Origin of the sequence: Erwinia sorbitola, from assembly GCF_009738185.1 — a bacterium.
In the GTDB taxonomy this organism is placed as follows: domain Bacteria; phylum Pseudomonadota; class Gammaproteobacteria; order Enterobacterales; family Enterobacteriaceae; genus Erwinia; species Erwinia sorbitola.
Genome location: NZ_CP046509.1, coordinates 2,817,869 through 2,840,640 on the forward strand (window position 1 = coordinate 2,817,869; position 22,772 = coordinate 2,840,640).

Here is a 22,772-nt window from a genome sequence, read left to right on the forward strand (position 1 = left end):
TTAACACCGGAGGTTGATCCATTAACGTAGTGGCGAGGCATGCCTCGCCATAAGCGATTCAGGCACGCCTGACCCCTGCGGAGTGCAGAGGTGCCGAAAACGTTAACACCAGGGATTGATCCGTTAACGTAGTGGCGAGGCATGCCTCGCCATAAGCGCCTCAGGCACGCCTGCCCCCTGCGGAGTGCAGAGGTACCGAAAACGTTAACACCGGAGGTTGATCCATTAACTTAGTGGCGAGGCATGCCTCGCCATAAGCGATTCAGGCACGCCTGCCCCCTGCGGAGTGCAGAGGTGCCGAAAACATAACACCGGGGTTAATCCATTAACGTAGTGGCGAGGCATGCCTCGCCATAAGCGCCTCAGGCATGCCTGCCCCCTGCGGAGTGCAGAGGTGCCGAAAAAGTTAACACCGGAGGTTGATCCGTTAACGTAGTGGCGAGGCATGCCTCGCCATAAGCGGTTCAGGCACGCCTCTTACGTGGCCGGGTATTGTTTACGCAGGATTTCCAGGCAGCGCTTAAGTTCGTTATCCAGCGGAGCCTCCACGCGCATCACTTCCCCGGTATTCGGGTGGGTAAAACGCAGCGCAGCGGCATGCAGAAACAGGCGTTTCAGCCCGGTACCGCTCAACTGCTGATCAAACTCAGCCTCTCCGTAGCGATCATCAAACGCTATCGGATGTCCGGCGTGTAGAGTATGTACGCGAATCTGATGTGTGCGACCGGTAACCGGGCTGGCTTTTACCAGTGTCGCCATGGCAAAACGCTCTTCCACTTTAAACAGCGTTTCGGAAGGTTTCCCCTCACTATTAACCTTTACTATGCGCTCGCCACTTTGCAGGATATTTTTCAGCAACGGTGCACGCACGGCTTTAACATGAGAGGGCCACTGCCCACGCACCAGCGCGAGATAATCTTTCTGCATCCCCTTCTCACGCAGCTGCTCGTGCAGCGAACGCAGAGCGGAACGTTTTTTAGCCACCAGCAGCACCCCGGACGTATCGCGGTCGAGGCGGTGCACCAGTTCCAGAAAGCGCGCATCAGGACGCAGCGCCCGCAGCCCTTCAATAACGCCAAAGCTCAAACCGCTACCGCCGTGAACGGCCGTGCCGGACGGTTTGTTCATCACCAGAATATGATCGTCTTCATATATAATGGCGTGCTCCAGCGCGGCAACTTTTGCCAGCTTAGGCGAAACGTTATCATCTTCACGTTCCGCCACCCTCACCGGAGGAATGCGCACTTCGTCCCCTGCCTCCAGTTTATATTCCGGTTTAATGCGCTTTTTGTTCACCCGCACTTCGCCTTTACGCAAAATGCGATAAATCATGCTCTTCGGTACCCCTTTCAGATGGGTACGTAAAAAGTTATCGATGCGCTGTCCCGCTTCATCAGCAGAAATGGCAATAAAATGTACGGCTGGAGTATTGGTTTTCATGGATGGCGATTCTAAATAGTGCGCTGTGATAGCGCCACCTCTTTTTCTGTGCTTAACTGACAGAGACGGTTACCGCAGGAAGTTGTGACCGGTTTTTAGACAATCTGCTGAAAAGCACTGCAATACGTTCTAAAAGCTGAGAGAAACTTCTCAACGCGGATAAAGTCACCTTGCGATCACCGCCTTAGCAATGGAATAATAACTCCGTTTTTGACGCTAAGACTTGTGAATGCAAGGTAATAGATAGCGTCCACCCAATAGATTTCGTGTTGCAGCGAGGCGGCAAGCGAAAGAATCCCCGGAAACAGACATAAGTCAGACTCTGGGGTGAATGAGAGCAGCCAAGATGGCTACGGCTCGAAAGATTGAAGGGTGAGAAATTTTGCCGGATAGCCCATACACGCAGCAATGGCGTAAGACGTATTGTGCAATCAGGCATTTAGCGGGCTGCGGGTTGCAGCCTGGACGATAAAACGGGATTGGTTCACCTGGTATTCTACTGGCGGTTCCCCCCCTGAAAAGCGCTGTTTTTCCATATGTAAAACAGGCTACCGAGTATTTGCACCCCTTTAGCTACTGACAACCGGGAGGTTGACGGCTTTGCGATGAGACACGGGGTCATCGGTTCCTCACGTCCAGCGTTACTTTGCCCGCAGCTTTGTCACTAATGTAAGAATAATGAGTAAGTTACGATGAAAAGAATGTTGATAAACGCGACTCAACAGGAAGAGTTGCGTGTTGCCCTCGTGGACGGACAACGTCTGTATGACCTGGATATTGAAAGTCCTGGTCACGAACAGAAAAAAGCCAACATCTACAAAGGAAAGATCACTCGCATTGAACCTAGCTTAGAAGCGGCATTTGTTGATTACGGCGCTGAACGGCACGGTTTCCTACCTCTGAAAGAAATTTCCCGCGAATACTTCCCTGCTAATTACAACTCTCACGGTCGTCCAAATATTAAGGATGTACTGCGTGAAGGTCAGGAAGTCATTGTTCAGATCGATAAAGAAGAACGTGGTAATAAAGGCGCAGCCCTCACCACGTTTATCAGTCTGGCGGGAAGTTATCTGGTTTTAATGCCTAATAACCCACGAGCAGGTGGTATTTCACGCCGTATCGAAGGGGATGACCGCACTGAACTGAAAGAAGCACTCTCCTCACTGGAACTGCCTGATGGCATGGGCCTGATTGTACGCACCGCTGGTGTGGGTAAATCAGCAGATGCATTGCAGTGGGATCTCAGCTTCCGCCTGAAGCACTGGGAAGCGATTAAAAAAGCCGCTGAAAGCCGCCCTGCTCCATTCCTGATCCATCAGGAAAGCAACGTTATCGTGCGCGCCTTCCGTGACTATCTGCGCCAGGATATCGGCGAAATCCTTATCGACAACCCGAAAGTGCTCGAACTGGCTCGCCAGCATATCGCCGCCCTCGGTCGTCCGGATTTCAGCAGCAAAATTAAATTGTACACCGGTGAAATTCCGCTGTTCAGCCACTACCAGATCGAATCGCAGATTGAATCTGCATTCCAGCGTGAAGTGCGTCTGCCTTCCGGCGGCTCGATTGTTATCGACACCACCGAAGCGCTGACCGCCATCGATATCAACTCCGCACGCGCTACCCGCGGCGGTGACATCGAAGAGACCGCCTTTAATACCAACCTGGAAGCGGCTGATGAAATCGCACGCCAGCTGCGTCTGCGTGACCTCGGCGGCCTGATTGTTATCGACTTTATCGACATGACCCCTGTTCGCCACCAGCGCGCGGTAGAAAACCGACTGCGCGAAGCAGTGCGTCAGGATCGTGCACGTATCCAGATCAGCCATATTTCTCGCTTTGGCCTGCTGGAGATGTCGCGTCAGCGCCTCAGCCCGTCACTGGGTGAATCCAGCCATCACGTCTGCCCGCGCTGTAGCGGTACCGGCACCATCCGTGATAACGAATCGCTGTCACTCTCTATTCTGCGTCTGATTGAAGAAGAAGCGCTGAAAGAGAACACCAAAGAAGTTCATGCCATCGTGCCAGTTCAGGTTGCTTCCTACCTGCTGAACGAGAAGCGTGAAGCCGTCAGCGCGATTGAAAAACGTCAGGGTGGCGTACGCGCTATTATCGTACCTAACGATAATATGCAGACACCGCACTACTCAGTCCTGCGTGTGCGCAGCGGTGAAGAAACTCAGACCCTGAGCTATCATCTGCCGAAGCTGCATGAAGCTGAAATGGCTCTGCCTTCTGAAGAAGAGCACGCAGAGCGTAAGCGTCCTGAACAGCCTGCCCTCGCCGCCTTTGTTATGCCAGATGCACCACCGGCACCTCAGGAAGAAGTGGCAGAAGTTGTTGTCGCCAAACCTGTTGCACAACCTGAAGCGAAATCCCCTGCTGCTGCAACCCAGCCAGGTCTGGTTAGCCGCTTCTTAAGCGGGCTGAAAAAACTGTTCGCTACGGAAGAGAAACCAGCTGAACAGCCACAACCAGCTGTGGTTGAAGAAAAAGCTGCCGAAGCCGCTGCACCGCGTAGCGAACGTCGTAACAACCGCCGCCAGAATAACAACCGTCGCGATCGTAACGGAGAGCGTGGTGAACGTTATGGCGACCGTAATGCAGATCGTAGCGACCGCAATGGCGAACGTAACGACCGCAGCGGTGAGCGCAACGAACGCAATACTGACCGCAATGACCGCAACGGTGAGCGCGCCGAACGTGCACCACGTGAACGCAACACCGAAGCGCCAGCGCGTGAGCCTCGCGAGGACAACCGTCGTAACAACAATAACAAACGCAACGCACCACAGACCGACGCCCGTAGCGAGCGTATGGTACCGGACGAATTTGAGCGCAGCGAAACTTCGCAGCCGCGTCAGCCTCGTCAGGATCGCCAGCGTCGTCGTCCTGGTCAGAACCAGGAAGATAAACGCCCGGTAGTGCAGGAAGAGAAGATCGCAGAGCCGATCCTCGAAACCGCAGAAAATCTGGAAGTGCAGGAAGAGAACGTACAGGTGATGCCGCGCCGTAAACCGCGCCAGCTGAACCAGAAAGTGCGTATCGAAACCGCTGAACAGACAGCAGCGCGCTCGTTTGATACAGAAGAAGTGGCACCTTCGGCACCTGCGCCGGTGGTTAACGAATCTGTCGCCGAGTCTGACGATAACGACGATCGCGATGGTAACAATATGCCACGTCGTTCACGTCGCTCCCCGCGCCACCTGCGCGTGAGTGGTCAGCGTCGCCGCCGTTACCGTGATGAGCGTTATCCTTCACAGTCCCCAATGCCGCTGCCGAGCGCTGCTGCATCGCCAGAAATGGCATCGGGTAAAGTGTGGATTACTTATCCGGTTGCGCAGACCAGCGATCATGAAACTCATGAGGAACCTGGCCATTCAGTCGTTCCTGCCTATGGTCATGCCGATATCGAGACACCGGAAGTGACAACGGCTGCTGCTGTTGCCGCTGTTGAAACCGCCAGCGTGGTAGAAACTCCGGAAATCGCCGTTACCGCACCAGTGGCTGAAACGCCTGTTGCAGCAGCGCCTGTTGTGGAAGCTCCTGTAGTTGATACTACAGCAGCAGAAGCTCCGGCAACCGTACCGGCTGAATCTGTGCAGCACGCCGAACCGCAGCCAGAAAGTCTGCCAGAAATCACGCCAGTGATTGCTGAAGAGACGGCAGCTATCGACGCACCGGTCAATGAAGAGCCAGCTGTTATCTCTACCGCTGATGAAGTTATCGCGCAGGAGACCGCAGCAGAAGCCGTTTCAGCAGAAGATGTTCAGCCAGCAGCTGCAACCGCAGCGGTTGATGCTGTTGCTGATATCGTGGAAGAAGCTCAACAGACTGAACCTCAGCAGCAGGCTGCGGAAGTTGCTCAGGCGGCGCCTGTTGAAGTCAGCCCTGAAGTTGAGCAGCAGGTTGCTGAAGTGCTGCATGCCCCAGAAACCACTGCCGCCCAGCAACCTGTGGCGACCAGCGAACCGCATGCTCCGGTGCCTGCTCGTGATGAGCCTGTTATCGCTGCACCAGCTGCTGCTGTAGCTGCCCCGGCGGTTACCGGATCTGTGGCTCCTGCGCAGGACAGCGCCGCGCATCACGCCACTGCGCCGATGACGAAAGCACCGGCTCCGGCTTATCAGCCAGAAGCACCACGTCAGAGCGACTGGGTACGTCCGGACTTTAACTTTGATGGTAAGGGTTCAGCAGGCGGTCATGCTGCTACCCACCAGGCGACTGCTCCGGCAACTCGCCCGTAAAACCTGATAAAGCGTCAATCAAGCCCCGGCCTTATGGTCGGGGCTTTTTTTATGCTGACTATTTATTTTGCGGTTCAGAGATACTCGTGGCTGCGCTATTCAATACGCAGAGTCTGGCCTGTGAAAGCTAACAATAGGCTACTTCAGGGAGTGAGCGTCTCCCCCTGCGAGGGTATTCCGGATGACATAATGCCGTGCGGCAGCGCTTTAATCTGACCCGCCCCGGTAGTTCAGGCAAAAAAAACCCGCTGTTAGCAGACTACTGCCGACAGCGGGACAAACTAAACGCACCCGGTTAAAGTGCGTCCAAATCTTACAGGTCAGTCTAGGAATTCAGTTGAAACAGAGACAGCTTCGACATTTGCTGGAACACGGTATACGAGGCCTGCAATGCAGCCTGCTGCATGGTGTAACTGGAGATGGTCTCAGTGGTATCAGCACCCACCAGTCCGCTCATCTGCGTTTTCAGATTTAACGCGGTGTCATCGCCTTTTGAGTCCAGATTATCCAGCTCCTGAAGATTGGTACCAATCTCAGAACGTACGCTTGAGACGTTGTTCAGCGAGTTACGCAGGCCACGGTTAGCGATATCCAGTTTCGCAGCCTCAGCATCAACGGCAGTCTGATCCGCATCGTCCAGTGGCACTTTCAATGAGTTAATAGCCGTATCCAGAATGGTAAAGATATTGCTCTCACCGGTGGAGCCGTCAGGTTCTTTGACAGCGCTGCTGGTGAGTGAATCGAATACCTGCTTGCCGGTATGGTTAGTGGTCAGCGTTCGGCTGGCATCCACTTTCTGCGTAATCGGGTTAAGCCCACCATCATAGGTCGTGCTGCCCGAAGCATCCGTTACAAAGGGAGCTTTATCGCTTTCATACCCGGCGAACAGATAGCGGCCATTGCCGTCAGTGCTGTTCGCAAGGTTAAGCAGCTGCGCACGGATCCCTTCTAACTGTGTCGCATAGGAAGAGCGATCGGCGTCAGATAACACACCGTTTGCTGCCCCCACCACAATGGTCTGAGCGCTGATAACCACATCGGCTACCTGCTTCAGCGTGGTCTCTTCAGTTGACTGATTCTGCGTGGCAAACACGCGGGCCGTCTTATACTGTGCGGTTTCAGCCTGAGCCTGAGAAACCACCACCGCCTGAGCAGCGGCCACCGCATCATCTGAGGGCCTGTTGACACGGTTACCTGTCGAGAGCTGCTCACCCACTTTCAGCCAGCTTGCCTGAGAAGTCTGAATGCCGCGCATCTGCTGGTCATAGATCATGCCGGTACTGAGTCGCATGGTTTAATTCCTCTAAAAATTAACTAACAGCACTCATCAGTGACTGAAAAATAGTGGAAGCAGTCTGCAATACCTGGGCATTCGCCATGTAGTACTGCTGAAAGCGCGTCAGGTTGGCATACTCTTCATCGAGGTTAACCCCGGAAACCGACTGCTGCTGGTTAGTCAACTGCGTAACAACGGCTGCCTGCGTGGTGCTGGTGGTTTGCAGGGTGTTGGTTTTGTTACCGACATTAGCGACAAGGCTGGCATACGCCTGCGTCAGGGTACTTTTGCCGTTAATCACATTGGCAGTTTGCAGATCTAACAGCTTCTGTACGTTTTCATTATTACTTGCACCGCCGGTGGCACTGGCCGCAGCCAGTTTGGATTCGTCAGTGACTAATACATCCATCCCGGTCACAACGCCTGATACCGGCTTGATGGTGAAACTGTCTTTGCTGGCAGGCAGCTGGTCATAGGCTACGGAAAGACCATCAAATGAGAGGGTTTTGGCCGTGGCATCAACGGTCACCGTCGATTTGGTATTATCCGACAGGCGGGTTGCCGTCCAGTTGGTGCCGTCATAGCTCACGGTATAGTTAGATGCCTGAACCGCAGTGGTATCTGCCCAGGTCGCCGTCAGCGTAGCACCACCGGTATTCTTACTGTTGGAGAGCACCGTCGGGCTGCCAAGGCTGAAAAAATCACCGCCAGCATTGTCATCAACATCTTTACCCAATTTATGCTGGGTGTTAAAGCTGGTTCCAAGAGCCATCGCCAGCTGGCCTACCTGGTTACGCACACCGTCGAGGTCGCTGCGAAATGCCAGCAGGCCACCCAGTGAACCGGTGGTAATCAGCTTTTCAGAAATTTCGGTTTTTGCACCGGTTGCTGAATCAACGGTAGCAATGGTGGTACGCCCAGGATCGGCACTGGAAGGCACTGCCGCCAGCTGGCTGTATGTATCGCCCTGAACCAGAGAAATGCCGTTACCGATGGCAATATTATAACTACCGCCATCCTGCTGCGAGACGGTAACACCCACCAGCTTATTCAGCTCACTCACCAGCTGATCGCGCTGATCCAGCAGGTTATTGGGTTCGCTACCGGCACCCGCACCTTTCAGCTTAATAATCTGCTGGTTAACGTTCGCAATCTGTTTGGCGTAGTTATTGATCTGCTCGACTGTCGCTTTAACCGAGGTATTTACGCTGCTGTCGAGATTAGTTAAATAGGTATCAGCCACTTTGAACTGATTAACCAGCCCTTCCGCCTTACCTAATACCGCCTGACGGGAAGAGGAGTCGCTGGCATTGCTGGAGAGCGTCTGCAATGAACTAAAGAAGTCCTGCATGTTGGTCGACAGCGTATTGGTGGTGCCGGACAGCATGTCGTCAAGGCTGGAAATCTGGCTGTACTGAGTGGTGATGGCGCTGGATTGAGCGCTGGCCGCACGCAGCTGGTTAGTGATGAACTGGTCATACTCACGGTATACCGTGGAGACGTTGGCACCATTACCATAGTAATTATTACCGCTCAGGGTACTGTTGGCCTGAGCAAGTACGGTGGTCTGGCGTGAATAACCGGTAACGGCATAGTTGGTAATGTTATTACTGGTGGTATTCAGCGCGGCAGAGGCGGCGCTTAAACCGCTCATTGCGGTATTGATCAAATTTGCCATTTCGGTTCCTTGTTCACCGGCAACTCCAGAGCCAGCATTGACGAATCGTTTGCCGGAGGGAAGATAGAGCAAATCCGGCCTGAAAAGGTTATCGGTTCAAATGGGGTAAACTTGAGCATTTCCCCGCAAAATTTTAAAACAAATCACCGATATCCTGGCTGTAGGCTTTGACGACTTTTTCGCCCATATTTTTGAACTGCTGGATCATGCCCACCAGTTTTTGTGCATATTTAGGATCGGTGGCATAACCCGCAGCCTGCAAGGCCTGAGCGCCCTGTTCTGCCGTCGACGCTTTGGTAACAGCGGCATAGCGCGGGTTGTTACTCAGCAGTTTGACGTAGTCGTTCAGCGCATCGAAATAGGAGTCGTAAACGCGGAATTTCTGCTTCACCTTCTTCGCTTCACCATTTTCGTATTCGGTGGTCATTATGTCGGTGGTTTTACCCTGCCAGCTTCCGGTGGCTTTAATACCAAACACGTTGTAGCTCGGCTTGCCGTCACGGGTGAGGATCTGGCGCTGGCCCCAGCCAGACTCCAGCGCAGCCTGAGCCAGGATCAGATGATGCGGAATGCCGCTCTGCTCACTTGCAGCGCGAGCAGGCTGCGACAGCGTGGCGATAAAGTCGCTGCTGTCACCGGAAAGCGGCGCATCATGAGTGGGAAAACGCGGTACCGCTTTACGTACAATCTGTTCCATCGCCAGCGGCGGCAGCGTATTAATAAAACTCTTGTCGAGTGGCATCGGCACCGTACCCGATTTCGGATCCAGCGGCTTTTGCCCTTCCATCTGTTTCACAATCAAGTCAGCCAGACCGAGGCCTTTCGCCCCGATCTGCTGGCCAATCTGCTGATCGTACATTGAGGTATAAAGCCGCGTCTGTTCGGTACTCAGCAGGCCATCCTGCGGAAGCGCCTGGCGCATGCTTTTCAACATCATCTGGACAAACATCCCTTCGACCTGTTTTGCCACTTCGCGCGCGTGCGCTTTCGGGTCATTACCGGCCATACGCTTCAGGTTGTTTAGCGAGCGACTGTCGTACGCTGCGCTGGTCAGAGACTGGCTGTTGTCGCTCATCAGATAATTTCCAGTTTGGCGTGCAGGCAACCTGCGCTTTCCATCGACTGTAAAATCGACATCAGATCGATGGGTGTCGCACCCAGCGCGTTCAGCGCACGCACCACGCTGTTAAGATTCGCGGTAGCATTGACCGTTTGTAATGCCCCGCCACTCTGGCGCAAATCGATCTGCGTCTGCGGCGTTACTACGGTCTGGCCTCCGCCAAATGGCGTGTTCGGCTGGCTGACGTTCTGCGTCTGATTGACGGTGACCGAAAGGTTACCCTGCGCAATGGCACACTGCGTCAGATTCACTTCGCGGTTCATAACGACCGATCCGGTACGTGAGTTGATAATTACTTTCGCATCCTGAATTGGCACCGAGACATCAATATTCTGAATATCGGCCAGCAGGCGCACCTGAGAGGTGTTATTCGCGGTAGAACGAACCTGCACGGTACGGCCATCAACCGCCTGCGCCATGCCGTAACCGCCACGGCTGTTAATGGCGTCCGCGATGCGCTGCGCCATGCTGAAATCTTCCTGATTCAGAAACAGGCTGACAATGTTGCTGGTACCAAAGTTATTCGGCAGTTCACGCTCAATGGTCGCGCCACCGGTAATGCGGCCGCCGTTCACCTGGTTAACCTGCACACTGCTGCCACCGGAGGAAGCGCTGGCTCCGCCGATCAAGATATTGCCCTGCGCCAGCGCATAGACCTGGTTATCAACGCCTTTTAACGGCGTCATCAGCAGCGTACCGCCGCGCAGGCTTTTGGCGTTACCCATAGAAGAGACCACCACATCCACCACCTGGCCCTGACGACCAAAAGCCGGCAGTTTGGCGGTGACCATTACCGCCGCCACGTTTTTCAGCTGCATGTTGGTGCCGGTAGGAACGGTGATCCCTAACTGCGAGAGCATGTTGTTGAGGCTCTGAGTGGTAAACGGCGTCTGAGTGGTCTGGTCACCGGTGCCATCCAGCCCCACCACCAGACCGTAACCGATCAGGGAGTTATCGCGCACTCCTCCAACGGTCGTGAGATCGCGAATACGATCGGCCTGAGCCAGGGCGCTAAACCCCACCACCAGCAGCAGGGCAAATCGAATCAGTACATTGCGCATTAAAACCTCTTACATCGGTGATATGTTCAGGAAGAACCGTTGCAGCCAGCCCATGGTTTGCGCCTCATTGATATAGCCGTTACCGACGTATTCAATGCGGGCATCTGCCACCTGGGTGGAAACAACACTGTTGCTGGCGCTAATCGTGCGTGGGTTAACCACACCGGAGAAGCGGATAAACTCTGTTCCCTGATTAATCTCAATCTGTTTTTCACCAACCACGTTCAGGTTGCCGTTCGGCAGCACCTGATTAACGGTAACGGTGATAGTTCCGGTAAAGGTGTTATTGGCAGTCGCGCCCCCTTTCCCGGCAAAATCGTTTTTACCGGCACCGTCCAGGGTAGTTTTATCACCACCCAGCAGACCGACCAGCGAGCGCGGCGTTGCGGTCAGGCCAAAGCTGGCGCTGCCGTCACGTCCGGCATTGGCAGAAGAACTCTTACTCGCGCTGACATTTTCTTGCAGCGTGATGGTTAACGTATCGCCAATATTACGTGGGCGACGATCTTCGAACAGCGGCTGATAGCCGTAGTTCATCGGCATCACGCCCTGAAAAATAGAACCGTTTACCAACGCAGGCGAAGCAGGCAGCGGCTGGGCCGTTGTCGAACCTTCGACCAGAGGCTTACGGGGGACTAACGCACAACCGTTAAGCGTCAGCAGCAACGTGGCTACTAACAAACGTCCAGGCAATGAGATCTGCTGCGCCATGGATATGAACCTTTCATTACGTGAATATTTTATTAACGGGCCGGGCGAACCCGGCACCTGTAACGGACAAGCTGTCTGCCCGTTTTACTCTTACAGCTGAGTCAGTTTCGCCAGCATCTGATCGGAGGTGCTGATCGCCTTACTGTTAATTTCGTAAGCGCGCTGAGTCTGGATCATGCTCACCAGCTCTTCCGCCACGTTAACGTTCGACGTTTCTACATAGCCCTGATACAGCGTACCTGCACCGTTGTTGCCCGGGTTACTTTCCGTTGGCGCACCGGATGCCTGGGTTTCCTGGTAAAGGTTCTCGCCCATGCTTTCCAGACCGGCATCATTGATAAAGGTACTCAGCGTCAGCTGGCCTACCTGTACCGGATTGGTCTGGCCCTGCTGGGTGACGCTTACCACACCGTCACGGCTGATAGTCATACTCAGTGCGTTAGGTGGAATTGTGATTGCAGGCTGTACCGGGAAACCGCCGTTGGTGACCAGCTGGCCATTCTGGTCAGTCTGGAATGAACCATCGCGGGTATAAGCCGTGGTGCCGTCCGGCATCTGTACTGAGAAGAACCCCTGGCCGCTGATCGCCACATCTTTCGATGAGTCGGTCTGAGACAGGTTACCCTGGTTGTGCAGACGTTCAGTCGCCACCGGGCGCACACCGGTACCAATCTGCAATCCGGAAGGCAGCGTGGTCTGCTCAGATGACTGTGCTCCCGGCTGGCGCAGGGTCTGATACATCAGGTCTTCAAATACTGCGCGCTGACGTTTGAAACCATTGGTACTGACGTTTGCCAGGTTGTTGGCAATAACGTCCATATTGGTCTGCTGGGCGTCAAGGCCGGTTTTGGCAATCCAAAGAGAACGGATCATGTGTTATTCCTCTACTCAGCTCATGGAAAGAAGCTGGTTGGCTTTCTGTTCGTTTTCATCGACGCTGGAAATGACTTTCATCTGCATCTCGAAACGACGGGCGTTGGCGATCATATCCACCATGGTTTGCGTCGACTTCACGTTGCTGCCTTCCAGCACGCCCGGCATCACTTTCAGCGTCGGGTCGAGCGGTAAAGTGGCACCGCGTTGCGCCACGGCGCTGGCGGAAACACGGAACATACCGTCGTCACCGCGCGTCAGCTCATTGCCCGTGGCTTTTACCAGTTTGAGCTTGCCGAGCTGTACCGTGGCATTCGGAGCATCACCCGGGTTCAGCGCAGTAATCGAACCGTCAGCCGCGATGGTGAGTTCAGCGCCCTGCGGAACCGCAATCGGCCCGCCGTCGCCCATCACCACTTTGCCCTGTACGGTAAGCTGCCCGGCGGGGCTGACTTCCATATTCCCGTTGCGGGTGTAGGCTTCGGTGCCGTCGGCAGTCTGCACTGCCAGCCAGCCGTCACCCTGCATCGCCACGTCCAGAGAGCGCTCGGTATAGTCCAGCGCCCCCTGAGTCATATCTGCTCCCGGCGTAGATGCCGTGACCAACGTACGGGTAGGCAGTGATAAACCTTCCACCGGTACCGCGCGCGCGGCATTAAGCTGCGCACGGAAGCCAGGGGTTGCGGCATTGGCCAGGTTGCTGGCCGTCACTGCCTGCTGATCGAGGGTCTGACTGGCAGCCCCCATTGCGGTATATATTGCGTGATCCATTGAACGCCCCTGTTAACCGAATTAACGCAGGTTGACCAGCGTGTTAAGAATCTGGTCCTGAGTTTTAATCGTCTGCGCATTCGACTGATAGTTACGCTGCGCCACGATCATATTCACCAGCTCTTTACTCAGGTCAACGTTGGAAGACTCCAGCGCACCAGCGGTCAGCGTACCGAGGTTACCGGTACCGGCCACGCCGGTCAGAGCCTGACCTGATGATGCAGTTGCAGACCAGACGTTATCGCCCTCAGACTTCAGGCCTTCAGGGTTAGCAAAGTTAGCCAGTACGATCTGGCCCAGCACCTGAGTCTGTTCATTGGAGTAGGTTCCCACCAGAGTACCGTCGTCATTGATCTGGTAGCTGGTCAGATCGCCAGGCTTGTAACCGTCCTGAACCGGGTTACCGAAGGTGCTGGTGCCGGTGTTCTGTTGCAGGCTGCCGGTGATATCCACAGTCATACCGGTTTTAGCCAGCGCACCGTTGAGTGCCCCCATATCAAAGCTGATTTTGGCGTTAGCCGGTGTCAGCAATGTCCCCGTCGGGCTGAATTCCATAGCGGTTGCTGTACCCGTGGTGCCGGTAGTGGCATCAACCGGAGTTGCCGTCCACTTGTTATCAGCCGTCTTGTTGAAGTACAGATTGACGATGTGCGCGTTGCCCAGCGCATCGTAAGTAGTCATCGCTGACTTGGCGTTGTAGGTCGTCGGGTCGGTGATATCTAAATCCGCGAGAGGTTTAACGCTGTCCGTGGAGTTCAGGTTGGTTGTCATGGAGACCGCAGTGGTGGCCTTGGCTGACATGGACGTCGTTGGTACGCTCAATGCTACCGGGTTAGCACCGGTCTGCACGGTTGGCGGTGTGCCCGTTGCCGGATAGCCGGTCAGCTGCAAGCCCTGCATATTGACGATGTTACGATTGGCATCCAGCGTGAACTGGCCGTTACGGCTGTAGTACACCGCGCCGCTGGCATCGCTCAAACGGAAAAAGCCCTGCTGGCTGATCGCCACATCAAGGCCGCGGCTGGTGGTGGTGGTGGTACCGTCGTTAAAGTCCTGTACCACGGCCGCAACCTTAGTACCCATACCCACTTTAGAACCGGCAAACATATCAGCAAACGCCACGGTGCTGGATTTAAAGCCCGCTGTTGCGGAGTTGGAAATGTTGTTACCAATAACGTCGAGGTTGCTGGATGCTGCGTTTAAGCCGCTGACCGCTTGTGAAAAGCCCATGTTGTCACTCCTGAAGCATAAATTAGTGGATTAAATAATCTGACGTACGTTATCCAGGGTGGTAGTACCCATGGTGCCAAGGTCAAGTACAGCCCCTTTCGCGTTGCTGCTGACGCCGCTCACGTAGGCATAATTCAGCGGCTGCGCAACCAGCTGGCCGGTGGCATTGCTGGCGCTAATTGAAACTGTGTATTTACCATCGGCGGCAGTGGTGCCATCGGCGGCTTTACCATCCCACTGGAAGGTATGCACACCGGCGCTCTGCGCACCGAGGTCAATGGTCTGAATAACCGCACCGCTGGCATCTTTAATCGTGGCGGTGGTACTGGTAGAAGCCTGCCCCAGCTCAACGCCAAATGGCGTTGTGGTGCTGGTTCCCACCAGAATTTGCGAGCCATCGACCATCACGCCGTGACCGATAAGGGTCGACGCCTGTAAAGACTGGCCGGAGGTAATCTGTCCGGAAATCGATCCCAGAGTGGTGTTCAGCTTCTCAATACCGCTCAGGGTATTGATCTGCGCCAGCTGTGAAGTCAGCTGGCTGTTATCCATCGGATTGGTCGGATCCTGATTCTGCAACTGGGTCACCAGCAGCGTCAGGAAGTTACTCTGTAAATCCGCCGCTGACGTGTCAGAAGAGGAGGAAGACGATTGCAGCGTTGTGGTGGCCTGCTTTTCATTTACACCAACAGCAATACTCATCGGGAAGCTCCTTATTGACCCATGGTTAAGGTTTTCAACATCATCTGTTTAACGGTGTTTAAAACCTCAACGTTGGCCTGATAACTGCGCGAGGCTGACATGGTGTTCACCGTTTCTCCTACTACATCCACGTTGGGCATTTTTACGTAACCTTTGGCATCTGCCATCGGATTGCCCGGCTCATAGACCAGACGCGCAGGAGCCGGATCGTCGATAACCTGTGCCACTTTCACACCGCCCGTAGGCGATCCCGGAGCTGCATCCGTTTGAAACACCACCTGCTTCGCCACATAGGGCTGACCATCCGGCCCGGTAACACTGTCGGCGTTGGCCAGGTTACTGGCGCTGACGTTAAGACGCTGTGACTGTGCAGCCATTGCCGAACCGGCAATATTAAAAATATTCAAAAGTGCCATAACTTATTGCCCCTGTAGCACAGACATCATGCCTTTAATCTGACTGCTGATAGCCATCAAATCCGTCTGATATTTCAGACTGTTATCGGCAAACTCTGTACGTTCGCGATCCATATCCACCGTGTTTCCGTCCAGCGCTGGCTGGTCAGGAACGCGGTACATCAGATCCATCGAAGGAGGTTGAAGATTTTCCGCAGGAATATGGCGTGCCGACGTCACCGCCAGCGACAGTCCGGAACCCTGCGCCCGCCCCTGTTCAAGCACCTTATTCATCTGGCTGGCGAAATCGATATCGCGTGCCTGATAACCCGGCGTGTCAGCGTTGGCGATATTGGATGCCAGGATCTCCTGTCGCTGTGCACGCAGGTTCAGGGCTTCGGTATTAAACCGTAGTGCTGCGTCCAGTTTGTCGAGCATGCTTCCTCCGCAAGTGAGAATTTAGAGCTGACAGCATAAGCTCGGGGGGGAAAGGCCTATCGTTTGAATAGCGCTAAAAAGCGTCGCTAATTTGCGCCTTGACAAAATACGTTTACGGGTAGAATCGGTGTCATGATGAAATTGAGGGGATCTCAGATGCGAGGATACACAGGACTACTGGCGGCTTTACTGGCACTGATAAGCGTCTCAGCCAGCGCCGTCGACCTGAACGCACAGCTCAATGAGTTTTTTAAGAATCGCTATGGGCAAAGCGGACAGTCTGCCGATAACCTCACTGTGGTGGTGAAGACTCCGCAAAACATGTGGCCTGCCTGCGAGCAGCCGCAGTTCTCACTGCCAGGCAACAGCCGCATGTGGGGCAATATCAGCGTCGCCGCCAATTGCGATCAGAACCGACGTTATATTCAGGTGCAGGTGCAGGTTACCGGCCAGTATCTGGTAGCAACCCGCCAGGTAGTACGCGGCGCAGCCATTGCCGCCACCGATATGCGTATGGAGCAGGGCCGACTGGATACCCTGCCCGCACGAACGTTGATGAATGTCGATGAAGCGGTGGGTGCCATCGCCCTGCGCGATATCAATCCTGGTCAGCCAGTGACCATGACAATGATGCGCCAGCCGTGGCAGGTAAAAGCCGGTCAGATGGTCACCGTTACCGCCAGCGGCAACGGATTTAATATCAGCAGCGAAGGTAAGGCGATGAACAATGCCACCGCCGCGCAAACCGTAAGAGTACGTATGAGTTCAGGACAGATCGTGATGGGTAAAGTCGACGCTAATGGGAATATTCTGATATCGCTATAAACCACTAAAGTAGGCCTCAGTTCTGCCGATAGTGTTAATAAGAGCTATTGCATCATAGGCAAAATTATTCGAGTTGCAGCAAATGCCGTTGCAATTTCACCTATGAAGCAGATTAGAATATTGAACATCAGGCCAGGGTGCCTGAGTTAACAGGAGCGCGATAAATGAGCATCGACAGAACCCAGCCACTGAAACCGGCCAGTACCGTTCAGCAACGTGACGCTAATGAAGTTGCCCAGCCAAAAGTGCGTGCAGCAGAAAGCAAAACCTCTGCAACCGCTACCGGTACTCAGGTGGTACTCAGTGGCGCACAGTCACAACTGAGCAAAGCCAGCTCCCAGGACATTAATACTGCCCGCGTGGAAGAGCTGAAGAACGCAATTCGCAACGGCGAACTGAAAATGGACACCGGCAAAATTGCCGACGCACTGATTCAGGAAGCCAAAGACTCACTGCAAGGTAATTAACCTATGGATAAGCTGCAAAACGCACTTGATAAAATGCTTGAAGTTCTTTCGTCGCTGGCCGATGTCATGAATGCAGAGCAACAACAGCTCTCGGCAGGTCAGGTAAACAGCAGCTTATTACAGCGAATTACCGAGGATAAAAGCTCTTTACTGGCTACCCTCAACTTCCTGGAAGAGATGCGCCGTGACGCAGAGAAAGCCAGCGGAACTCATGTGCCTTACAGCCAGCATCCGCCACTGGCGCGCCGCTGGTCGGCTATTCAGGAACAGACGGTAAAACTGCGTGATACCAATTTACATAACGGTATGCTGCTCAACCATCAAATCAGTCATAACGAGCATGCGCTGCAAGTACTGAAGCCGTATCAGTCACAAAAGTTTTATGGCCCAGACGGGCAGGCAATTAATAGCGCCCCGGTTAGCCGCAAAGCCTGACCCCCGTCATATTTCAAGCTGCCTGCGCGTTGGCCGCACTCGTTCACCCGAATCACTTACGTCAGTAAGCTCATCGGGATTCGCTCGATTGCCGCCTTCATCCAGCTCGAATTATTTAGGGGTTCGATTTTGATTTACTTTACCCCGCTGCGCGTTTGCGCCGCGGGGTTTTTCAGCTTATACCGCCGTGCGGCGTGAGAAGTGAGCCGGACGGAAACCAAGCAGCCCAAGCACCACAAAATAAACCCCGCCGCCGATGGCGCAAACCGCAGCCAGACGCAGCAGGCGTGACAGCATATTGCCGCTGGCCCAGTCAGGCATCACATGCATCATGCCCAGCAGCGCTGCCGCCATCACCACGACTGCAATAAACAGGCGTACCAGGAAACTCAGCCAGCCCGGCTGCGGCTGGAAAATATCCTGCTTGCGTAACTGCCAGTAGAGCAGTGCTGCGTTAAGACAGGCCGCCAGACCAATCGACAGCGACAGCCCGGCATGTTTCAGTGGGCCAATAAACGCCAGGTTCATCACCTGGGTAGCCAGCAGGGTAAACAGCGCAATCTTCACCGGTGTTTTAATGTTCTGCCGCGAGTAAAAGCCCGGTGCCAGCACCTTCACCACAATCAGCCCCATCAGCCCGACCGAATACGCCACCAGCGCCCGCTGGGTCATTGCCGCATCAAACGCACTGAATTTGCCGTACTGGAACAGCGACACCGTCAGCGGTTTAGCCAGAATACCCAGCGCCACCGCACTTGGCAGCGCCAGCAGGAAGCAGAGACGCAGCCCCCAGTCCATCAGGCGCGAATACTCATCCTGATTACCACTGGCAAAGCTTTTCGCCAGCGACGGCAGCAGAATAGTACCCAGCGCAACGCCCAGCACGCCGGACGGAAACTCCATCAGGCGGTCGGCGTAATACATCCAGGAAACCGAACCTGAAACGAGGAAAGAGGCAAAAATGGTATTGATGATCAGCGAAATCTGGCTCACCGAAACGCCAAGGATCGCCGGCCCCATCTGGCGCATCACCCGCCAGACACCCGCATCCTTCAGATTGAGGCGCGGCAGAACCAGCATCCCAATCTTCTTCAGATGCGGCAGCTGATAACCCAGCTGTAACACGCCCCCTGCCACTACCGCCCACGCCAGCGCCATCACCGGCGGATGGAAATGCGGCGCAGCAAACAGGGCAAAACCGATCATACTGACGTTAAGCAGCGTTGGCGCAAAGGCCGGAACGGAGAAACGGTTCCAGGTGTTAAGAATTGCCCCCGCCAGCGATGCCAGCGAAATCAACAAAATATAGGGAAAGGTGACGCGCAGCAGTGACGAAGTGAGCGCAAATTTGTCTGGCGTATCGGCAAAACCAGGAGCAGTGATCAGGATCACCCAGGGAGCAGCGAACATCCCCAGCACGGTGATAATGGCCAGTGCCAGCGTCAACAGTCCGGAAACATAGGCAACAAAAACCTTGGTGGCCTCTTCGCCCTGCTTGCTTTTATACTCAGCGAGGATCGGCACAAAGGCCTGGGAAAATGCGCCTTCGGCAAAAATACGGCGCAGCAGATTAGGCAGTTTAAAGGCAATAAAGAAGGCATCAGTTGCCATCCCCGCGCCAAATACGCGTGCCACAATGGCATCACGAACAAAACCCAGCACGCGTGAAAACAGGGTCATGGAGCTGACCGCTGCCAGTGATTTCAACAGGTTCATGTATATCCTGATTCTGATATCCGGGAAGACCGGCTTGCTACAGTATCGGCCCGGTGAGATCCGGCCCGTTTAAGGTGCGGATAGTCTACTGAAGTGAAAGGAAATAACCACTGCGGATTGTTACACCGTTTATCTGGTTCACCGGGGAGAGATAGAATGATCCCCCGGTGAACCCGCGCTGCTTTACTCGCACTCGGCGTCACGCCACAGTTTTTCCACCATTCGCTGGGCCATTAACGCCTGCTCACCGCTGGTTTGCGGCATTGTCTGATTTGCTGCACAGTGGATAAAATGATGCGCGGCACCGACAAAACCTCGCTGCTCCAGCGTCGTTTGCCAGCCGGGGATCGGGTCGATCCCGATCTGCCCCGCTTTCTCCTGCTGCCAGTCACGCATATCGCTTACCTGATAAACCGCGCCATCATCCACTGCCATCACGCGCTCCATCTGACTTCCGGCGCGACGATGCATACTGGTGGTGACCTGTACGCCTGCAACGTTAAAGTGATGTTCGGCATAGAGCATCTGTCCGCTGTCGTTAGTTTGTAAAGTGCCGGACAGCAGCTTACCTTCACCGCCGCCCAGCCACAGAGCGGTATCAACGACATGCAGATAGTCATCCAGCAGGGTGAAAAAAAGATCCTGCGGCCCAACGCTGTCGCTGCGGTGTTTATCCATGCGGATCGCCGCAGGCTGTATCAGTGCCGACTTAAGCTGCAAATAGCGCGGCGCAAAGCGACGGTTAAATGCCACCATCAGTTTACGTCCGCGTTTCCCGGCCAGCTCAACCAGCCGTTCCGCCTCGCTAAGGGTGGCCGCCAGAGGTTTATCAACGCAGACATCAACTCCGGCACGCAGCAGCCGATCGACAATCGCATAGTGGCTGGCGGTGGAGCTGTGCACAAATACCGCATCGCTGGCGGCGGCCAGATCGTCAAGTGAGGACAATAACGGAATACGGTAGCTGTCGCAGATCGGGCGAGCTTTTTCCTGGTTTGGTGAAAAGGCTCCGGCAATTTGCCAGCCGTCGGTATGCGTCAGCACGGGCAGCCAGGCTTTTTGCGCAATGCCGCCGAGGCCAACAATGCCGATTTTTAGTGTGCTCATTCAGCCTCCCGCCCGGCAAGAAGATGGGCTATTTGCTGTTGCAGCGCGGCAACCTGCTGCTCAAGTGATTCTACCCGCGCCTCCAGCCCGCTGTGGTTTTCACCGCTACTGCTGGTGACTACGCTGCTTTCATCCACCTCACCGCAAAACAGATGCATATAACGGCTTTCACGCTTACCCGGTTCACGGGGCAGTCGCACCACCAGCGCACCGGCTTCGCGCTGCATCAGACACTCCAGGGTTTGCTCAACTTCAGCCATATCAGCAAAATCATGCATGCGGGTAGTGCGGGTGCGCAACTCTCCCGGCGTCTGTGCGCCACGCAGCAGCAGCGTGGCGATCAGCGCCACTTCTGCCGCACTAAATTTCAACTGACCAAATTCAGAATTACAAAAACGCTGTTCGTATTTCACCACCCGGCTGCCAAAACCGTTCAGTGACGTCAGCTGATGCTTTTTCACCAGCATATCCAGGGTGTTCTGCACCTCGCTATCGGTCAGCGACATCACCGGCTCACGGTTGGACTTCTGATTACAGGCGGTAACGACCGCATTAAGCGACATCGGATACTGATCAGGCGTCGTTACCTGTTTTTCCAGCAGGCTGCCAATAACACGCGCCTCAACGGCGGTAAAAGGGGTTTTGATCATCTGGGGGTTACACTCCGCGCCGATCCGGCGTCCATTCTTGGGAGGTCAGCGCCGTCAGAACATGATCCTGCCAGCGCCCGTCAATCATCAGATAGTCTTTGGCGTAACCCTCTTTTTCAAAACCGAGGCGCGCCAGCAGACCACCGCTGCGGTGATTGTGCGGCATATAATTGGCCATAATACGATGCATTCGCTGCTGGCGCTGCATATAGCGAATCACACTCTGCAATGCCTCAAACATCATCCCCTGTCCCTGCCATTTTTCACCCAGCGAATAGCCAAGGTAGCAGGCGTGAAACGAGCCGCGCAGCACATTGCTAAAATTCGCCACACCACGCACTTCATTCTCATCCGGATCCATCACGGCAAAGTAGAATGCGTTGCCCTGCTTCTGCATTTCAGTAATCAGACCAAGCCGCGCCTGCCAGCCCGACGGGAAGCAGTGGCTTTCATCGCGTACCGGCTCCCAGGGCTTGAGGAAGGCGCGATTTTCCGCATAGTAGTCAGCCAGTCGCCAGGCATCACGTTCATTAACCAGCCGGATGACCAGTCGATCGGTAGTCAGGCGCACTTTAGGTGCAGCAGTACGATAGCCAAACATCTTTTCTCCTGAAAATCCCTGGCCGGGTAAGGTATACGGGAGGGATAGAACGGCAAAAAGAGCACGTTATCCCTGGTTCATTACTATAACCGTCATCAGGATCCCTGGTAAAACAGTGGCGTATAAAAAATTACAAAATTGCTGGTATACCCCAAATAATTCGAGATACAGGCAGACTCCACCACGGCGAATCCCCCGGTTAAGTGGCTGAGGAGGGGCAGAAGCACGAGGAAAACCACCGTTCCTGCACCAGGAAGTATGTCCGAATCATCTGCGAATATCAGGTGCTGGTTTGCCCTATGGCGGGTTCTCTTCCATACTTCTTTAATACATTCAGATAATTGATGGACGTTCATCAATTATCCCGAGACAAGGAGAATCGCTTGAAACTCTATATCTATGACCACTGCCCGTTCTGCGTAAAAGCCCGTATGATTTTCGGCCTGAAAAATATTCCGGTTGAGCTGGTGGTAATGATGAACGATGACGAAGCCACGCCCAATCGCCTTATCGGCCAGAAAATGGCGCCGATCCTGATGAAAGATGATGGCAGCTGTATGCCGGAAAGCCTGGATATCGTGCAGTATGTCGATCGACTTGATGGTGAGCCACTGCTGACAGGCAAAACCAACCCGGCGATTAGCGACTGGCTGAGGCATGTTCATACCTACGTTAATAAACTGCTCTATCCGCGCGTTGCGGAAGCCCCTTTCGCCGAGTTCTCTACGCCGGAAGCGCGCAGCTATTTCAAGAACAAGAAGCAGGCCTCAGCGGGTGACTTTGCTGAGTTAAGAGAGCATTCAGCTGGCTGGATTAAAAATATCAATGACGATCTGCGTAAGCTCGACAAGCTGATTGTTAAACCTAATGCCGTCAACGGCGAGCTGTCGATGGATGATATTCACCTGTTCCCTCTGCTGCGTTCGTTGACGCTGGTGGCCGGGGTGGAGTATCCAAGCCGCGTGGCCGACTACCGCGATAATATGGCGAAACAGACCCAGGTCACCCTGCTCTCCTCTTCCGCATCCTGAT

General features: G+C 54.4%; 21 protein-coding genes. 5 read left to right on the forward strand and 16 right to left on the reverse strand.

Annotation, left to right across the window (positions count from 1 at the left end; genetic code table 11):
* Window positions 1-477: 477 nt before the first annotated feature.
* Window positions 478-1,440 carry a 23S rRNA pseudouridine(955/2504/2580) synthase RluC gene (gene rluC, locus GN242_RS12650; protein ID WP_154750763.1) on the reverse strand — a complete coding sequence of 321 codons (963 nt, stop codon included), beginning with the start codon at window positions 1,438-1,440 and terminating at the stop codon, window positions 478-480.
* A 692-nt stretch (window positions 1,441-2,132) separates the two neighbouring features.
* Here rluC and rne point away from each other — a divergent pair.
* Window positions 2,133-5,684, forward strand: a complete 3,552-nt coding sequence (gene rne / locus GN242_RS12655; protein ID WP_156287599.1) for a ribonuclease E — start codon at window positions 2,133-2,135, stop codon at window positions 5,682-5,684.
* A 325-nt stretch (window positions 5,685-6,009) separates the two neighbouring features.
* Here the strand turns inward: rne and flgL are convergent, their stop codons facing one another.
* The 11 genes from flgL to flgB all read right to left on the reverse strand — a co-directional run bounded on the left by flgL (window position 6,010) and on the right by flgB (window position 15,939).
* The gene (gene flgL / locus GN242_RS12660) at window positions 6,010-6,975 is read right to left on the reverse strand and encodes a flagellar hook-associated protein FlgL (protein ID WP_154750761.1); all 966 of its coding nucleotides are present in this window, start codon (window positions 6,973-6,975) and stop codon (window positions 6,010-6,012) included.
* 19 nt (window positions 6,976-6,994) lie between these two features.
* Complete coding sequence (gene flgK, locus GN242_RS12665; RefSeq protein ID WP_156287600.1) at window positions 6,995-8,638, reverse strand: flagellar hook-associated protein FlgK; 1,644 nt, start codon at window positions 8,636-8,638, stop codon at window positions 6,995-6,997.
* Window positions 8,639-8,771: 133 nt separating this feature from the next.
* Window positions 8,772-9,713 carry a flagellar assembly peptidoglycan hydrolase FlgJ gene (gene flgJ, locus GN242_RS12670; protein ID WP_154750759.1) on the reverse strand — a complete coding sequence of 314 codons (942 nt, stop codon included), beginning with the start codon at window positions 9,711-9,713 and terminating at the stop codon, window positions 8,772-8,774.
* Window positions 9,713-10,819 (reverse strand): flagellar basal body P-ring protein FlgI, encoded by a 1,107-nt coding sequence (locus tag GN242_RS12675; RefSeq protein WP_154750758.1) that lies wholly within the window; start codon window positions 10,817-10,819, stop codon window positions 9,713-9,715. Before GN242_RS12675 ends, flgJ begins: the two co-directional genes overlap by 1 nt.
* A 9-nt stretch (window positions 10,820-10,828) precedes the next feature.
* Window positions 10,829-11,530: a flagellar basal body L-ring protein FlgH gene (locus GN242_RS12680; RefSeq protein ID WP_154750757.1), complete on the reverse strand. Its 702-nt coding sequence runs from the start codon at window positions 11,528-11,530 to the stop codon at window positions 10,829-10,831.
* A 90-nt stretch (window positions 11,531-11,620) separates the two neighbouring features.
* Window positions 11,621-12,403: a flagellar basal-body rod protein FlgG gene (gene flgG, locus GN242_RS12685; RefSeq protein WP_154750756.1), complete on the reverse strand. Its 783-nt coding sequence runs from the start codon at window positions 12,401-12,403 to the stop codon at window positions 11,621-11,623.
* Window positions 12,404-12,418: 15 nt separating this feature from the next.
* Entirely contained in the window at window positions 12,419-13,174 is a 756-nt protein-coding gene (locus tag GN242_RS12690; protein ID WP_154750755.1) for a flagellar basal body rod protein FlgF, read from the reverse strand.
* A gap of 21 nt (window positions 13,175-13,195) precedes the next feature.
* Window positions 13,196-14,404: a flagellar hook protein FlgE gene (gene flgE, locus GN242_RS12695; RefSeq protein ID WP_154750754.1), complete on the reverse strand. Its 1,209-nt coding sequence runs from the start codon at window positions 14,402-14,404 to the stop codon at window positions 13,196-13,198.
* A gap of 30 nt (window positions 14,405-14,434) precedes the next feature.
* Window positions 14,435-15,106 carry a flagellar hook assembly protein FlgD gene (flgD, locus tag GN242_RS12700; RefSeq protein WP_154750753.1) on the reverse strand — a complete coding sequence of 224 codons (672 nt, stop codon included), beginning with the start codon at window positions 15,104-15,106 and terminating at the stop codon, window positions 14,435-14,437.
* Between the two features lie 11 nt (window positions 15,107-15,117).
* Window positions 15,118-15,522, reverse strand: coding sequence for a flagellar basal body rod protein FlgC (gene flgC, locus GN242_RS12705; protein ID WP_062743747.1), 405 nt, complete (start codon window positions 15,520-15,522; stop codon window positions 15,118-15,120).
* A 3-nt stretch (window positions 15,523-15,525) separates the two neighbouring features.
* The gene (gene flgB, locus GN242_RS12710; RefSeq protein WP_154750752.1) at window positions 15,526-15,939 is read right to left on the reverse strand and encodes a flagellar basal body rod protein FlgB; all 414 of its coding nucleotides are present in this window, start codon (window positions 15,937-15,939) and stop codon (window positions 15,526-15,528) included.
* 156 nt (window positions 15,940-16,095) lie between these two features.
* Here flgB and flgA point away from each other — a divergent pair, with 156 nt between their 5' ends.
* The 3 genes from flgA to flgN all read left to right on the forward strand — a co-directional run bounded on the left by flgA (window position 16,096) and on the right by flgN (window position 17,666).
* On the forward strand, window positions 16,096-16,764 hold the full coding sequence (gene flgA / locus GN242_RS12715; protein ID WP_156287601.1) for a flagellar basal body P-ring formation chaperone FlgA: 669 nt from the start codon (window positions 16,096-16,098) through the stop codon (window positions 16,762-16,764).
* Window positions 16,765-16,928: 164 nt separating this feature from the next.
* Window positions 16,929-17,231, forward strand: coding sequence for a flagellar biosynthesis anti-sigma factor FlgM (gene flgM, locus GN242_RS12720; RefSeq protein WP_154750750.1), 303 nt, complete (start codon window positions 16,929-16,931; stop codon window positions 17,229-17,231).
* A 3-nt stretch (window positions 17,232-17,234) separates the two neighbouring features.
* On the forward strand, window positions 17,235-17,666 hold the full coding sequence (gene flgN / locus GN242_RS12725; RefSeq protein ID WP_154750749.1) for a flagellar export chaperone FlgN: 432 nt from the start codon (window positions 17,235-17,237) through the stop codon (window positions 17,664-17,666).
* Window positions 17,667-17,843: 177 nt separating this feature from the next.
* Here flgN and murJ read toward each other — a convergent pair whose 3' ends face one another.
* The 4 genes from murJ to rimJ form a co-directional block, all read right to left on the reverse strand.
* On the reverse strand, window positions 17,844-19,382 hold the full coding sequence (murJ, locus tag GN242_RS12730) for a murein biosynthesis integral membrane protein MurJ (RefSeq protein WP_154750748.1): 1,539 nt from the start codon (window positions 19,380-19,382) through the stop codon (window positions 17,844-17,846).
* 183 nt (window positions 19,383-19,565) lie between these two features.
* On the reverse strand, window positions 19,566-20,489 hold the full coding sequence (locus GN242_RS12735) for a Gfo/Idh/MocA family protein (protein WP_154750747.1): 924 nt from the start codon (window positions 20,487-20,489) through the stop codon (window positions 19,566-19,568).
* On the reverse strand, window positions 20,486-21,136 hold the full coding sequence (locus GN242_RS12740) for a DUF480 domain-containing protein (RefSeq protein WP_374189535.1): 651 nt from the start codon (window positions 21,134-21,136) through the stop codon (window positions 20,486-20,488). The genes GN242_RS12735 and GN242_RS12740 overlap by 4 nt, the downstream gene beginning before the upstream one ends.
* 10 nt (window positions 21,137-21,146) lie before the next feature.
* The gene (rimJ, locus tag GN242_RS12745) at window positions 21,147-21,740 is read right to left on the reverse strand and encodes a ribosomal protein S5-alanine N-acetyltransferase (protein WP_154750745.1); all 594 of its coding nucleotides are present in this window, start codon (window positions 21,738-21,740) and stop codon (window positions 21,147-21,149) included.
* Between the two features lie 383 nt (window positions 21,741-22,123).
* Here rimJ and grxB point away from each other — a divergent pair, with 383 nt between their 5' ends.
* The gene (gene grxB, locus GN242_RS12750; protein ID WP_154750744.1) at window positions 22,124-22,771 is read left to right on the forward strand and encodes a glutaredoxin 2; all 648 of its coding nucleotides are present in this window, start codon (window positions 22,124-22,126) and stop codon (window positions 22,769-22,771) included.
* Window position 22,772: the final 1 nt, after the last annotated feature.